The 13,162-nt window shown below is 66.1% G+C and carries 13 protein-coding genes; 6 read left to right on the top strand and 7 right to left on the bottom strand.

Annotated features, from left to right (window positions below; translation table 11 throughout):
- Positions 1 to 101 precede the first annotated feature (101 nt).
- Positions 102 to 758, top strand: coding sequence for a pyridoxamine 5'-phosphate oxidase (gene pdxH, locus LZC95_00065; protein ID WXA95233.1), 657 nt, complete (start codon positions 102 to 104; stop codon positions 756 to 758).
- The gene (locus LZC95_00060; protein WXA95232.1) at positions 731 to 3,958 is read left to right on the top strand and encodes a hypothetical protein; all 3,228 of its coding nucleotides are present in this window, start codon (positions 731 to 733) and stop codon (positions 3,956 to 3,958) included. The genes pdxH and LZC95_00060 overlap by 28 nt, the downstream gene beginning before the upstream one ends.
- Positions 3,959 to 4,103: 145 nt before the next feature.
- Here LZC95_00060 and LZC95_00055 read toward each other — a convergent pair whose 3' ends face one another.
- Genes LZC95_00055 through LZC95_00030 form a run of 6 tightly spaced genes read right to left on the bottom strand, consistent with a single transcriptional unit; the run spans position 4,104 to position 7,656 of the window.
- A complete protein-coding gene (locus LZC95_00055; protein ID WXA95231.1) occupies positions 4,104 to 4,445 on the bottom strand; it encodes a Rieske 2Fe-2S domain-containing protein in 342 nt (113 codons plus the stop codon).
- The gene (locus LZC95_00050) at positions 4,442 to 5,134 is read right to left on the bottom strand and encodes an LON peptidase substrate-binding domain-containing protein (GenBank protein ID WXA95230.1); all 693 of its coding nucleotides are present in this window, start codon (positions 5,132 to 5,134) and stop codon (positions 4,442 to 4,444) included. Before LZC95_00050 ends, LZC95_00055 begins: the two co-directional genes overlap by 4 nt.
- On the bottom strand, positions 5,131 to 5,712 hold the full coding sequence (locus tag LZC95_00045) for a GTP cyclohydrolase I (GenBank protein ID WXA95229.1): 582 nt from the start codon (positions 5,710 to 5,712) through the stop codon (positions 5,131 to 5,133). The genes LZC95_00050 and LZC95_00045 overlap by 4 nt, the downstream gene beginning before the upstream one ends.
- A gap of 13 nt (positions 5,713 to 5,725) precedes the next feature.
- The gene (locus LZC95_00040; protein ID WXA95228.1) at positions 5,726 to 6,199 is read right to left on the bottom strand and encodes a DUF2203 domain-containing protein; all 474 of its coding nucleotides are present in this window, start codon (positions 6,197 to 6,199) and stop codon (positions 5,726 to 5,728) included.
- Between the two features lie 15 nt (positions 6,200 to 6,214).
- Positions 6,215 to 7,111 carry an ABC transporter permease gene (locus LZC95_00035; GenBank protein ID WXA95227.1) on the bottom strand — a complete coding sequence of 299 codons (897 nt, stop codon included), beginning with the start codon at positions 7,109 to 7,111 and terminating at the stop codon, positions 6,215 to 6,217.
- A complete protein-coding gene (locus LZC95_00030) occupies positions 7,108 to 7,656 on the bottom strand; it encodes a hypothetical protein (GenBank protein ID WXA95226.1) in 549 nt (182 codons plus the stop codon). Before LZC95_00030 ends, LZC95_00035 begins: the two co-directional genes overlap by 4 nt.
- Positions 7,657 to 7,719: 63 nt before the next feature.
- Here LZC95_00030 and cysS point away from each other — a divergent pair, with 63 nt between their 5' ends.
- The 4 genes from cysS (at position 7,720) to LZC95_00010 (ending at position 11,641) form a co-directional block, all read left to right on the top strand.
- Positions 7,720 to 9,255, top strand: coding sequence for a cysteine--tRNA ligase (gene cysS / locus LZC95_00025; protein WXA95225.1), 1,536 nt, complete (start codon positions 7,720 to 7,722; stop codon positions 9,253 to 9,255).
- A gap of 80 nt (positions 9,256 to 9,335) precedes the next feature.
- The gene (locus LZC95_00020) at positions 9,336 to 9,944 is read left to right on the top strand and encodes a glutathione S-transferase family protein (protein WXA95224.1); all 609 of its coding nucleotides are present in this window, start codon (positions 9,336 to 9,338) and stop codon (positions 9,942 to 9,944) included.
- A gap of 3 nt (positions 9,945 to 9,947) precedes the next feature.
- Positions 9,948 to 10,877 (top strand): ABC transporter ATP-binding protein, encoded by a 930-nt coding sequence (locus tag LZC95_00015; GenBank protein WXA95223.1) that lies wholly within the window; start codon positions 9,948 to 9,950, stop codon positions 10,875 to 10,877.
- On the top strand, positions 10,874 to 11,641 hold the full coding sequence (locus LZC95_00010) for an ABC transporter permease (protein ID WXA95222.1): 768 nt from the start codon (positions 10,874 to 10,876) through the stop codon (positions 11,639 to 11,641). Before LZC95_00015 ends, LZC95_00010 begins: the two co-directional genes overlap by 4 nt.
- 81 nt (positions 11,642 to 11,722) lie before the next feature.
- Here the strand turns inward: LZC95_00010 and dnaA are convergent, their stop codons facing one another.
- Positions 11,723 to 13,162: a chromosomal replication initiator protein DnaA gene (gene dnaA / locus LZC95_00005; protein WXA95221.1), complete on the bottom strand. Its 1,440-nt coding sequence runs from the start codon at positions 13,160 to 13,162 to the stop codon at positions 11,723 to 11,725.

The following is a 13,162-nucleotide window of genomic DNA, read 5'->3' as shown; positions in this document are numbered from 1 at the left end:
CCACAAACGCCATAATTGTCCTCTCTCTCGTATCGTCCTAATTCAATGGCCAGTTTGTCTGGCTAGGACTGCTTTGACATACTGCACAACAAGGAAAAGTCTTGTCCAAACTTCCGTCCATTGAATCGCTTCGCGCCGACTACACGCAGGCAACGCTCGACGAGGCCGACGTCCTTCCGGATCCGATCCTCCAATTCGAGACGTGGCTAGCTGCTGCCGTGTCCGCCGCACTCCTCGAACCCCACGCGATGAGCCTGGCGACGGTGGATGCCAACGGACACCCTTCGGCCCGCATCGTATTGCTCCGCAGGGTCGACCACGACGGGTTCGTTTTCTTCACGAACTACGCGAGTGCGAAGGGCAACGACATCGCGAACAACCCGCACGTGGCGCTTCTGTTCTTCTGGAAGGAGCTCGAGCGGCAGGTGCGCATCCGCGGGACGGCTGCCAAGATCACGCGCGAGGAATCGGAGGCGTACTTCCACTCCCGTCCGCGCGGGAGCCAGCTCGGCGCGCTCGCCTCGCCGCAGAGCCAAGTGGTCGCTTCGCGCGAGTGGCTCGATGCGCGCTACGAAGAGCTGCGCGCGCGGTACGAGGGCCAGGAGGTGCCGCTGCCCGAGACGTGGGGCGGCTATCGGGTGGTGCCGTCGACCATCGAGTTCTGGCAGGGCCGGTCGAGTCGCATGCACGATCGACTCGTCTACGAGCGTGAGGATGCGGCGGAGGGCACATGGCGTCGCGTGCGCCTCGCGCCCTAGGCCTATTTGCCGGTGTAGGGGCCGCAATGGCCTTGCTGGGCGCGTGCGGCCGGCACGGCGGATTGTCGGTCGCTGAACCGCGCGGGAATCTCCGAGCCGCGACCGCCCCCACCAAGAGCGATCCCACGGTGTTGGGGGCCCGCCTCATCCCGGAGGTCGTCGAGGACGAGCGCTCGTTCGGGGTCGAACCCGGCGGAGGGGTGCGCGCCATCGTCTCCGGCGTGCGCGTGGTCAGCCAGGCCAATGGCGCATTGCTCGCCGCCGACGATCGGCTTCCCAAGGGCCCCACGTTCACCATCGGGGTTCCCGAGCGCATGGGCGGCGGCTTTCTCTTCGTGATCGACAACGCGGTCTGGCGCGCGACCAAATGGCTCGACCGGGCCAAGCCGATTTACGCCGCGCCGTGGTCGGCCATCTCGCGCGTCGTGGTGGGGCTCGACCGCGTGTACTTGAAGGGCTCGAACGGTGCTTACCGCGCCATCGATCCGCGCACCGGCACCCCCGTCGATGCGGGCGCCTTCCCCGGCGCGCCGTACGTGGGCGCCTTCGGCGCGCTCGATGGCTGGCGCGCGGTGGCGGTGACCGATCTGCGCGGCGCCATGGCCACCTTCGACGCGGGCGCCTCGTGGAAGCCGCTCGGTCTACCCATCGATGCCAAGGAGGTGATCCCCGTCGAAGACGGCATTGCCGTGGGCGGGGCGGACGCCTCGCGCACCTCGTCGTGGTACCTGGTGCACCCCGACGGACAAGTCTCCAAGCTGGCCAACAAGCCCGAACGGCGCGACGGCAACCAAAGCTGGCAAACGGTCTCGAGCCAAACGGCGCTCACGGATTTCTCGGGCTCCACCGCGCAGGCTGGGGCCAAGGCCAGCATGAACGGCGCCATTGCCAAATCGTTGGGCAAGCGCCCGCTCGTGGCGGCCATCGAGGATGGCTGGCCCATGGCGGATCAAACCGCGGTGTTGGCCCGCGATGGGGCGCTGGCGCGGGTGCGCCTTCAAGACGGGGCGCTGGTCGATTTCGCGCCGGATGCGTACGCGCTGAAGCCGTCGCGGTGCCATCCGATTGCGCTCTCCAGCCGGGGCGAGTTCGGCTTCGTCTGCGGCGAGCCGCGCGGAAAGACGGTGATTTACGCCTACGATGCGGCGCACGGGCGGCTCGTGGAGCTGCGGCACTTCGAGCGCCCGCGCGTGGTACTCGCCTCGGGGACCGGTGCCATCGCCGTGCGCGGCGGGTGCGCGGAGGACGCGCCCTCGGACGACGAGAACACGATGCCACCGGTGCGGAGCTCGCCCTCGCCGGGCAACGAGATCCAGGTGGGCTACTGCATCCGGCCCGAGGGCGGCCCCTGGCGCGAGGTGCAGATCCACGGACGCCTTTCCGGCGATCGCGTGGTGGCGCTCGCGGACGGGCGCGTCGTGGTCATCTCGCCGCCGCACGGAAACATGGCGGCGGCGCGGTTGACCGTGCTCGACGCGTCGAAGAAGGTGAGCACCGTTCCCATCGTGTTCTCGACGGCGTCGCCGGAGGCACTGCGCGTGCTGCGCGCGGGGCTGTGGCTCGACGGCTTCGAGGAGCGCGGGCGCAACGTGGTCGGCGGCTGGGTGGAGGCAGGCGGCACGTTCGTCGGCGTGCAGATCCAGCTCGATGGCCAGGCGCGCGCGGGCGCCTTCGTGCGCGATGCGGGTTCGCCCATCGTGTCGGGGCGCTATGGCCTCGGCTGGTCGGCCGCGCGACGTGGCTACGAGACGACCGACGGGGGCATGACCTGGGAGCCCATCGATCTTCCCGAGCCCATCGCGCAGGGCAGCTCGGCGCTCACGCGCAATCCAACGTCGCGCGCGTGCGGGCCCGCGGGCTGCCTTGCCGCGGGATGGGTGCGCGTCGGGTGGGGGCCACCCAAGATGGCGTCGATGGAGCAGTCTCCGACGTCGCGCACGGTGCGCCGTCCGGTGCCCATTCTGGAGCTTTCGTGCGAGGCCACGCGCCACACGGCGCCCACCGCACCGACGTCGCCGCCCCCGCGCGGGCCCATCGTGATGCCCGAGGTGGTGCTGCCGCACTCGGTCACGTGGAACCCCGGCACGGCGACGGGTGCGCGGCCCCTGCCGCTGTCCAACTTGGATTGGTCGCCCTTCTTTGCGATGCCCGCGCCCAAGCTGCCCGCCGAGGAGCTCGGCCTGAGCATCGAGACGAGCGAGGCGCTGGATCGCACACCGCGAACGGGACCGCTGCTCCGGCTTTATGCGTGGGGCGCGAAAGGCTCGGAGTGGGAGCGCACGAGCCGCTGGATGGTGCGCTTCACGTCGCCCTACGCGGGCTCGCAGGAGATCCTGACGACGCTGCCGACGCCCACGCCGCGTGTGGTCATCGACTCGTCGCGCTTTGCCACGGGCGGCGGTATTCCGCGGCCGGTGTCATCATGGCAGTTCGCATCGGCGGACGACGGCGCACACGCGCTGCTGGTGGCGCGACGGCATTCTCCGGTGGAGGCGGTGCCCATCGAGCTGGAGGCGGACAAGCCGCCGCTGGAGATCCGCCGCAACGACGGGGAAGCCTTCGGCGTGATCGACGCCGCGGAGCGCGTGGGCGGGCGCTGGATTCTCGCCGGCCCGCAAAGCGGGTCCGAGCTGCCGGCCACCGTGGTGTGGGAGGTGGAGGGCGGAACGGCCCGCGAGCTGGTGCGCGTTCCGCGCGCGGCGGACAGCTCGGTGCCGCCGGTGCGTCTGGCGCGGCGGCCCGATGGGCGCAGCATCGGGCTGGTGGTCGATGGGCAGCCGGATCCGGATCGCAGCGTGCCGCTTCGGTGGCTTTTGCCCATCGATCTTTCGAGCGGTGCCATCGGGGAGCTGGAGCCATTGGGCTCGACCGATTTCGCCGATCGCGATGCCATCACCGCGTGCAGCGGCGACGAACCCGGCTGGCTCGTCGACGTACCGGTGACGAGCACGGTGCACGTGCAGATGACCTCGGGCCTCGGCTCGCAGCTTCGCAGTGCGACCGCGCGGGTGCGCATCTCGAGCGACCGCCTCTGCATCGAGCGCATGTCCGGCTCACTCGACGGCACGCCCGACGCACTCACCCGCGGTGGCAAAGCACCGCCAGTTCGGCCGGCGGGCCCCAAGGACGCCGGCGCATCCATCGACGTCGCCGCCTACAACGCGCGCACGCGATTTCCGCTTCGTTGCACGAAGAAATGAGAAAACCGCCAGGACGCCAAAAAAGAGGCGCCAGGATCGCCTGGTGAACCAACAATAAACCCTCATTTTGGGTTTATTGCCGTTTCCGCTGGCGATCCTGGCGGCCTTGGCGCCTTGGCGGTTTCCTTCTTCTTTGGATGAAAATCTAGCGGTTCAAACCGATGATGCTCACCGCGAAGTCGTCGTGCACGACGATCTCTTCGCCCTCGATTTCGGCGCGGTAGGTGCGCTGGGCGTCGCAGACACCGCGGGGGGCGAGGAGTGCGCCGGTTTTCATGCAGAAGACGTATCCGTGCATCGGGCACACGATGCGGTCCTTGCCCTCGAGCCAACCCTCGGCGAGGCTCGCGCCCGAATGGTTGCACGCGTCCTCCACGGCGTAGGGCTTGCCGTCGATCAGCGTGACGAGAACGTCATAAGGTGGGTACGGCACGCGAAGAAGCTCCCCCTCCGCGATCTGCGTGCGCGGGATGCGCGCGACGATCAATTCGTGACACCTCCATGGGGCGTGCCGAGCAGGCGCTGCTGAAGGGCGAGCTCGCGAATGACGCGCTGGACGCGCGCCGCGATGTCGAGTTCCTCGAGGATGGCTTGCCGCGCTGACGCGTCCACCACCAAGTGGTGCGCGCACAAATCGGCGATGGTGCCGATTTGCGCATCCGGCGGCAGGCGGAAATGAAACATGGGATCGGCCTTCTTCACCTCGGCGGCAAAGGCCGTGGCCTGCCCCACCAGCGCCGTGCGATCCGTGGAGGACACCTCCTCGCCGTGCTCCTCCAAAATGGTCGCGCGCGCGCGGCGATACGGCGGAACGAAAGGCAGCTCCTCGAGGCGCACGCGGGCGATGCCGCTCAGCAAGATGTTCGAGCGGCCGTCTTCCAGCGGCTGGTGCTCCACCACCGTTCCCACGCTCGCCACCGTGGAAATCGGCGGGTGGCCGTGGATGTCCGTCGCGTGGGGCTCGGCCCCAGGCCGAGCTTGCGAGGCCGCTCCTGCCATGAGCACGACCGCCATCGCCCGATGCGTCTCCAAGCAATCGCGCAGCATCGTCTGGTAGCGCGGCTCGAAGACGTGAAGCGGCAGAAGGGCGCGCGGGAACAGCACCACTTTGGGCAATGGAAAGAGCGGCAACTCCTCGAGCGCGGCGAGCAGCTTCTTGTCGTGCGTCTGACTCATGGCGACCCCGGGTTCGGCGACAGGAGCACATGATACGCCACCGGGCGCTCGCTGACGGGCAGGATGCTCACCGTTTCCACTCGAGCTCCGTGGCGGCGATGCCCACGTGCGGTCATGCATGTGTGCGTCATCACCAGGCGACAGCCGGCCCAGGCGGGGGAAAGCCCGTCGAAGATCGCTCGAGCCATCTTTTCGCCAATCTCTTCCTGCAGGGTCAGCCTTCGGGAAAGGGCATCCAGCGCTCGCCCCAAGGCCCCAATTCCGACCAGGCGCTCGCGCGGCGCGAAGGCCACCGTGGCCAGGCCCGTGGCGGGCATCAAGTGGTGCGGGCAGGTGGTGGCCACCGCCAGGTCGCGAACGACCACCACGTCCCCGCCGCGCGAGCTCGTCTCCGCAGCGAGCGCTTCGCCCGCCAAGAGCGCGGCCGGATCGGTGTCGTAGCCCTCGCAGAGATCGCGCGCGAACATTTCGGCCACGCGATCCGGTGTACCGACCAGCTCGGGCTCGCGCGCAGCATCGCGCCCGAGGGCACGGAGAAAGGCATCGATGGCGGCCGCAGCCGCTTTGAGATCAGCCATGTTTTCCCGCTAGCTAGTTGAGCATGCGCTGGCGAAGGCTCGTGCGGATGGCACGGCGACCGGCAAAGCCCTCGTCGAGCGCGTGGTAATGACCCACCTCGGGCTCCCCATATTTCCAGCAAAGCCAAACTGCGCGACCGTCCACCTCGCCGAAGAAGTCGAGAAGGCCGATGCGCGGATCCTTCACCACGGCGCCGAGCGCTTCCACGTCACGCCAGCCCTCTTGGTATTCGTTGATGCGCTGCACGAGGTCGCGCTTCACTTCGCGCACGTGTTCGGCGTCGGTGTCTTGCGGCGTGAGATCGCTCGGCACCTCGCCCACCAGGGCGCTCAGCGACTTGAGCCGGTCCTCGATTTCGGTGCGACGGCCGAATTGGCGCGTCACCAGCGCGCTGAGCGTAGGCAGGAGCGCGTTGGCCGCCTCGATCGTGAATACCTCTCGTTCGCGTTCGCGCTCGCCATTCTTCATGTGGTGCGGCCCTCGCATCGGTACTCTAAGGCTTCACGAGCCCATGATGCCGATGAAAATCTTGGTGAGAAAAAAGTCGGCAATGAGGATGGAAATCGAGACGACGACCACGGTTCGCGTGGTGCTGAGACCGACGCCCTCGGTGCCGCCGCGCGTGCGCAGACCGAAGTGGCAGCCCACGATGGCGATGATGAAGCCGAAGATCGGCGTCTTGAACAATCCGCTGAGGAAGTCGCCCATCTGCACCGACTCGAGCGACGACTGCATGAAGAACGAGGGGCTGATGTCGAACTGCGAGTAGCAGATGAGGATGGCGCCCAACGTGCCCAGCGAGAAGGCGAAGATGCTGAGCAGCGGCATGACGATCACCGCCGCCACGGTGCGCGGAAGCACGAGTTTCTTCGCGGGATCGGCCCCGAGGGCGCGGATGGCATCCACCTGCTCGGTGACGTTCATGGCGCCCACCTCGGCGGCCATACCGCTGCCGATGCGCCCGCCCACGATGACCGCGGTGAGCGTGGGCGCGAGCTCGCGCGCGAACGAGAGCACGATGACGCGCGGGATGTACTCCAATCCACCGAAGCGGCGCAGGCCGAAGGCAAACTGGATGGTCATGACCATGCCGATGAAGATGCTGGTCACGGTGACGATGCCCATCGAGCGCACGCCCAGCGATTCCATCTGATGGAGCGTGGCTTTCCACTCGAGCGGGCGCCGCAAGAGAGCGCGGAACATGCGCACGATGAGCAGCGACACCTCACCGAGGTGCTCGATCAGGTGAAGAACGCGCTCTTGGTGGTGCGCGAAAAACGAGGGCTGCGGCGGGGGCGGCGCGATGGACGGAAGCGAGACCCGTGAGGTGCTCGGCGGGCCTCCACCCGGTCCCGATTGGGACGGCGGCGAGAGCTCCGTCCCGCTGCCCCCGCTCATAGCGCCCCCGAACCGATGGTGCGGAAGCCGCCGACGAAGCGCGCGAAGTCGGCGTCGGCCTCGCGCCCCTCGCCTCTGTCACGAGAAGGCGCGACGTGGACGAAGTCGTACACGCAGCCGTCTTTCTTCGCGACGTAGATGTCGTAGACCCTCGGCACGCCGTCGAGCTTAGCGCGGAGGACCGTATGACGCGCTTCGCGGCCGTCGAAGGGGATGGTTTCCTCTTTGAGGAACTCGCGCTCGGTTGTCCCCATGATGAGGTGCCCTGTGAGTGCAGGAAGTGGGGTGTCGTCGTCCTTGCCGCCACAGCGCCCGTTTACGAGGATGACGGCATCGTGGGCGTCGTCTCGGTAGGCGAGCGCAGCGTCATCGAGCTGAATTTGCCGCCATCCGGCGGGGGGCGACTCGACCCGAAAGGCGACCTGGCCGCTTCGATAAACGGAACCGTCGAAAGATTTCTGCGAGCCCCCGCAGCCGAGGGCGCTGCAGGTCAGGGCTAGGCAGGCCAACGAGGCCAACGAAGGCAGAACGGTAGGGGCGCGCATTCGCGTGGGACGTTGATAACACAAGCGCGCTCTGGCGCGTCTTCCGCTATATCGCGATGTGGGATGACGATACGGCTTTACAACACCCTGACGCAGAAGCTCGAGACTTTCGAACCGCTGGAGCCCAAAAGGGCGCGCGTCTACGTCTGCGGGATGACCACGTACGACCTGGCCCACGCCGGCCACGGGCGCACCTACACGACGTTCGACGTCTTGGTGCGTTTTCTGAAAGCGCGCGGTTACGAGGTGACCCACGTGCGCAACGTCACGGACGTGGACGACAAGATTCTCAAACGCGCGCAGGAGCGCAACGTGGAGCCGACGGCCTTCTCCGCGGAGATGTCGAAGCTGGCCAATGCCGATCTGGAGGCCATCGGATGCGTGCCGCCCGATGAAGAGCCGCGCGTCTCGGGGCACATCCCGGAGATCATTGCGCTCATCGAAGCGCTCATCGAGAAGGGCGCGGCCTATGTCGCGACGACGCCGAAGGGCAAGGATGTGTACTTCGCCGTTCGAAGCTTTCCGGACTACGGCAAGCTCTCGCACCGCCACCTCGAGGATTTGCTCGCCGGTGCGAGCGAGCGCGTCGAGCTGGGAGACATCAAGCGCGATCCCTTGGACTTTGCGCTCTGGAAGGGCGAGCCCGAGGACGCGTGGGGCTGGCCCAGCCCGTGGGGCAAAGGTCGCCCCGGCTGGCACATCGAGTGCTCGGCCATGGCCCAGCGTTACTTGGGTGCGCACTTCGACATCCACTGCGGCGGGATGGATCTGATCTTCCCGCACCACGAGAACGAGATCGCGCAAGCGGAGGCCGTGTGGGGCGCGCCCTTCGCACGCTACTGGCTGCACGCGGGCTTTCTCAACGTGGACAGCGAGAAGATGAGCAAGTCGCTCGGCAACTTCGTCACCATTCGTGACGTCCTCGAGCGAAACGATCCCGAAGCCTTCCGCTATTATTTGCTCGGCACGCACTACCGCGGGCCGCTGTCGTTCGACGTCGAGAAGAAGGACGACGGCCGGGTCATCTTCCCGGGCATCGACGAAGGCGAACGCCGCGTGGATTATTTGTACAATACACGGGATGCACTGCAAGCCGCGTTGGCGTCGGCGCCCGCAGAAGAGGCCGCGGCGGGGTCGCGCTTCAAGAACGAGGCGAAGGTCATCGACGAGGCGCCCGAGAAGGTGCTCGCGGCGCTCGACAAAGACTTGAACACGACGGTGGCCCTCGCCGAGGTGGGAGAGCTCTGCAAGGTGAGCAACGAGCTGGTGAAGCAGCTCGCCAAGCTGAAAAAAGATCCGGCGGCGCAGGCGCAAGCCTATGGGCTCGTGCGAAAGGCGCTGGCCGCGCTGGAATCCGCGTGCGCGCCGCTCGGCCTTCTGCGGACGACGGGCGCCGAGTACGAACAGCGCACCTTGACCCGCCGGCTGCGCCTTCGCGGCCTCTCGGCCCCCGACATCGACGCGAAGGTGGCCCTGCGCACCGAGGCGCGCCTGGCCAAGGACTGGAAGCGCGCGGACGAAATCCGCACGGAGCTCGCCGCACTGGGCGTCGAAATCCTCGACGCCGGCGACACGAGCCGCTGGCGCATCCTCGTCTAATCCGAAACGGCGCGATCTTCACATCGACAGGGGTCGGTGCGCGTGCCATTGTGGACACTGTTCACAAAGGAGATCCTGCGATGAAGCTCTACGAATTCCCCTACGCCCCCAACCCGCGGCGCGTGCGTATCTTCCTGGCGGAAAAGGGCATCGATGTGCCGCGTGTGCACGTGAACCTCATGGAGAAAGAGCACCTGAGCGCGGCCTACACCAAGATCAACTCGCTCCAGAAGGTCCCGGCGCTCGAACTCGACGATGGCACGATCATCACCGAAAGCATCGCCATCTGCCGCTACCTCGAGGAGCTCCACCCCACGCCCGCGCTGTTCGGCAGCACGGCGGTCGAACGGGCCCAGGTCGAGATGTGGAACCGCCGCATGGAGCTTCAAATCTTCAACACCATCAGCACGTGTGTGTTCCACTCCGATCCGTTCTTCAAGGACAGCATCCGCCAAGTTCCCGCCATGGCGGAGGCGGCAAAGCTGGACAACCCCGAGAAATGGGCATGGCTCGACGGCGAGCTCGCGGACGGGCGCCCCTTCGTTGCGGGCAAGGCTTTTTCCGTTGCCGACATCACGGGCATGGTGGCCTGTGGGGCGGCGGACGCGTTCAAGATCCCCATCCCGGACCTGCCCCACGTTCGCCGCTGGATTGACCGGCTCCGCGAGCGCCCTAGCTTCAATGCCTAACACGTGCAATCGATCATCTCCATCCAGGGCCTCACCAAGACATACGCGTCCGGCTTCCATGCGCTGAAAAAGGTCGACCTCGAGATTCGCCGCGGGGAAATTCTGGCGCTCTTGGGACCGAATGGCGCGGGCAAGACCACGCTGATCAACATCGTCTGCGGCATCGTCAACCCGACGTCGGGCACCGTGCGCGCCGATGGGCACGACATCGTGCGGGACTACCGCGCGGCGCGCACGAAGATCGGGCTGGTCCCCCAGGAGCTGACCACCGACGCCTTCGAGAGCGTGATGGCCACGGTGCGATTCAGCCGCGGCCTGTTCGGCAAGCCACCGGACGCGGCGCTGCTCGAGAAGCTGCTGCGCGATCTGTCGCTCTGGGACAAGCGCGATTCGAAGATCATGACGCTGTCCGGCGGCATGAAGCGGCGCGTGATGATCGCGAAGGCGCTCTCCCACGAGCCACAGATCCTGTTCCTCGACGAGCCCACCGCGGGCGTCGACGTCGAGCTGCGCCGCGACATGTGGGCGATGGTTCGCGGGCTGCGCGAAAGCGGGGTGACCATCATCCTGACGACGCACTACATCGAAGAGGCCGAGGAGATGGCCGACCGCATCGGCGTGATCAACAAAGGCGAAATCATTTTGGTCGAGGACAAGGCCGTGCTCATGGAGAAGCTCGGCCGAAAGCAGTTGAAGCTGCACCTCAAAAGCCCGCTGGAGGCCATTCCCAGCGAGCTTTCCGGCTACCCGCTGGAGCTCTCCGCCGACAAGTGTGAGCTCGTCTACACCTTCGACACGCGCGGCGACGAGACGGGCATCGCGCAGTTGCTGCGCAAGCTGGGCGAGCACGGGATCGACTTCAAGGGTCTCGAGTCCTCGCAGAGCTCCCTGGAGGAGATTTTCGTCAGCCTCGTGAAAGGAGCGCGGCCGTGATCGTGAATCTCCACGCCATCAAGGCGATCTACCGCTTCGAGATGGCCCGCACCGGGCGCACGTTGATGCAGAGCATCGCCTCGCCCGTGCTCTCGACATCGCTGTACTTCGTGGTGTTCGGCAGCGCCATCGGCTCACGCGTGGGGGACATCGGCGGCGTGAGCTACGCGGCGTTCATCATTCCGGGCCTGGTCATGCTGTCGCTCTTGAGCGAGAGCATCTCCAACGCGTCGTTCGGGATCTACATGCCGAAGTGGTCCGGCACGATCTACGAGGTGCTCTCCGCGCCCATTTCGTACCTCGAGGTGGTCATCGGCTACGTGGGCGCGGCGGCCTCCAAGTCGGTCATTTTGGGCTCGTTGATCTTGCTCACCGCGCGGCTTTTCGTGGACTACGAGATCGCGCACCCGGTGTGGATGATCTTTTTCCTCTTGCTCACGGCAGCCACCTTCAGCCTTTTCGGCTTCATCATCGGCATCTGGGCCGACGGCTTCGAGAAGCTGCAAATCGTTCCGCTGATGATCGTGACGCCGCTGACCTTTCTCGGAGGCAGCTTCTACTCGATCCACATGCTGCCGCCGATCTGGCAGAAGCTCACCTTGTTCAACCCGGTGGTCTACCTGATCAGCGGCTTTCGCTGGAGCTTCTACGGCATCTCCGACGTGAGCGTCGAGGTGAGCATCCTCATGCCCCTCGTCTTCATGGCCGCCTGTATCGTCGTCGTCCGCTGGATCTTCAAAACGGGCTACAAGCTGAAAAACTAATCGAACCGCCAAGGCGCCAAGGACGCCAAGAAGGATTTATACAAAAATCCTTGGCGTTCTTGGCGTCTTGGCGGTTCAAACTCAATCGGCGGTGCCGAGTTTGCGCTCGAGGGCTTCGAGGTGGGCGCGGACCTCGGGGTCGGCGCCGCGGAGGGCTTTGACCTTGCGCACGGCGCTCATGACCGTGGTGTGATCGCGGTTGCCGAAGGCGCGGCCCAGTTCGGGGAGGCTGCACTTGAGGCGCTCGCGGCACAAGTACATGGCCACGTGGCGGGCGAAGGCCACGCTCTTGTGGCGATCCTTCGAGAGCAGATCGCCGCTCTTCAGTTTGAAGTGGTGGCAGACGACGCGCTGCACGTCCTCGACGCTGGCCTCGTTGGCGCGGGCGTTCGAGGAAAGCGCTATCTCGGCGCGCGCGAAGTCCAGATCGATGATGCGCGAGGTGAGCGAGGCTTTCGCCGCGAGGCGGATGAGCGTGCCCTCGAGCTCGCGCACGTTGCTCCGGACGACTTGCGCGATGTAGAGGAGCACGTCGTCGGCGATTTCGATGCCTTCGATCTGCGCCTTCTTGCGCACGATGGCCACGCGCGTCTCGAGCTCGGGCACCTGGATGTCGGCCACGAGGCCCCACGTGAAGCGCGAGATGAGGCGCTCCTCCATGCGCTCGAGTTGCTGCGGGTACTTGTCGCTCGTGACGATGATCTGCTTGTCCGCTTGGTGGAGCGTGTTGAAGACGTGGAAGAACTCTTCCTGCGTCTGCGTCTTCGAGGCGAGGAACTGGATGTCGTCGACCAGGAGCAGATCGCACCGGTCGCGGAAGCGCGCGCGGAACTCGTTCATGCGCTGCTCCTGCAAGGCCTGCAGGAACTCGTTCAGGAACTTCTCCGCCGACACGTACACGATGCGCGTGGACGGGCGCTCGGCGCGGACCCGATGGGCTACCGCGTGCACCAAGTGCGTCTTCCCGAGCCCGGTGCCACCGCACAAAAAGAGCGGATTGTGGCGCGGTCCACCACCACCCGCCGCACCGATGGCCGCGGCGTGCGCGAGCTGGTTGGACGGGCCGATGACGAAGTTGGAGAACGTGTACTTCGGGTTCAGACCTTCGAGCGGCGGTGCGACGGCTTGGACAGGAGCCGGCCGTGCCACGCGGCGCTCGCTCCACGGAGCTTCTTCGTTCGCCGACGGCCAGTTCGGTCCGGTGATGCGGCTCGCATCTTCACGAACGCTCCGCTCCGGAGGCGGATTGATAGCAGGTCGGTCCAATTCTCCCCCCACGGTCCAGGCCACCTGAATGCTCCACCCAGTGCGACTGCGAATGTGATCGGTCAGCGTCGGCATGAAGAACTGATCGACCCAGTCGCGCACGAATTCGTTGCGAGCCCGAAGACAAAGAACCCCGTCCGTCAGACCATCGAACTGAACTCCGCAGAACCACTGATCGAAGCTTCCGGGCGACTTGTCGCGCGTGAAGGCGACAGCCTCGTCCCAAAGTTGCTTCTCGGTCGGATTCGTCTCCAT

Source organism: Sorangiineae bacterium MSr12523, assembly GCA_037157775.1.
In the GTDB taxonomy this organism is placed as follows: Bacteria; Myxococcota_A; Polyangia; order Polyangiales; family Polyangiaceae; genus Pendulispora; species Pendulispora brunnea.
This window is presented reverse-complemented; position numbering and strand designations above follow the sequence as displayed.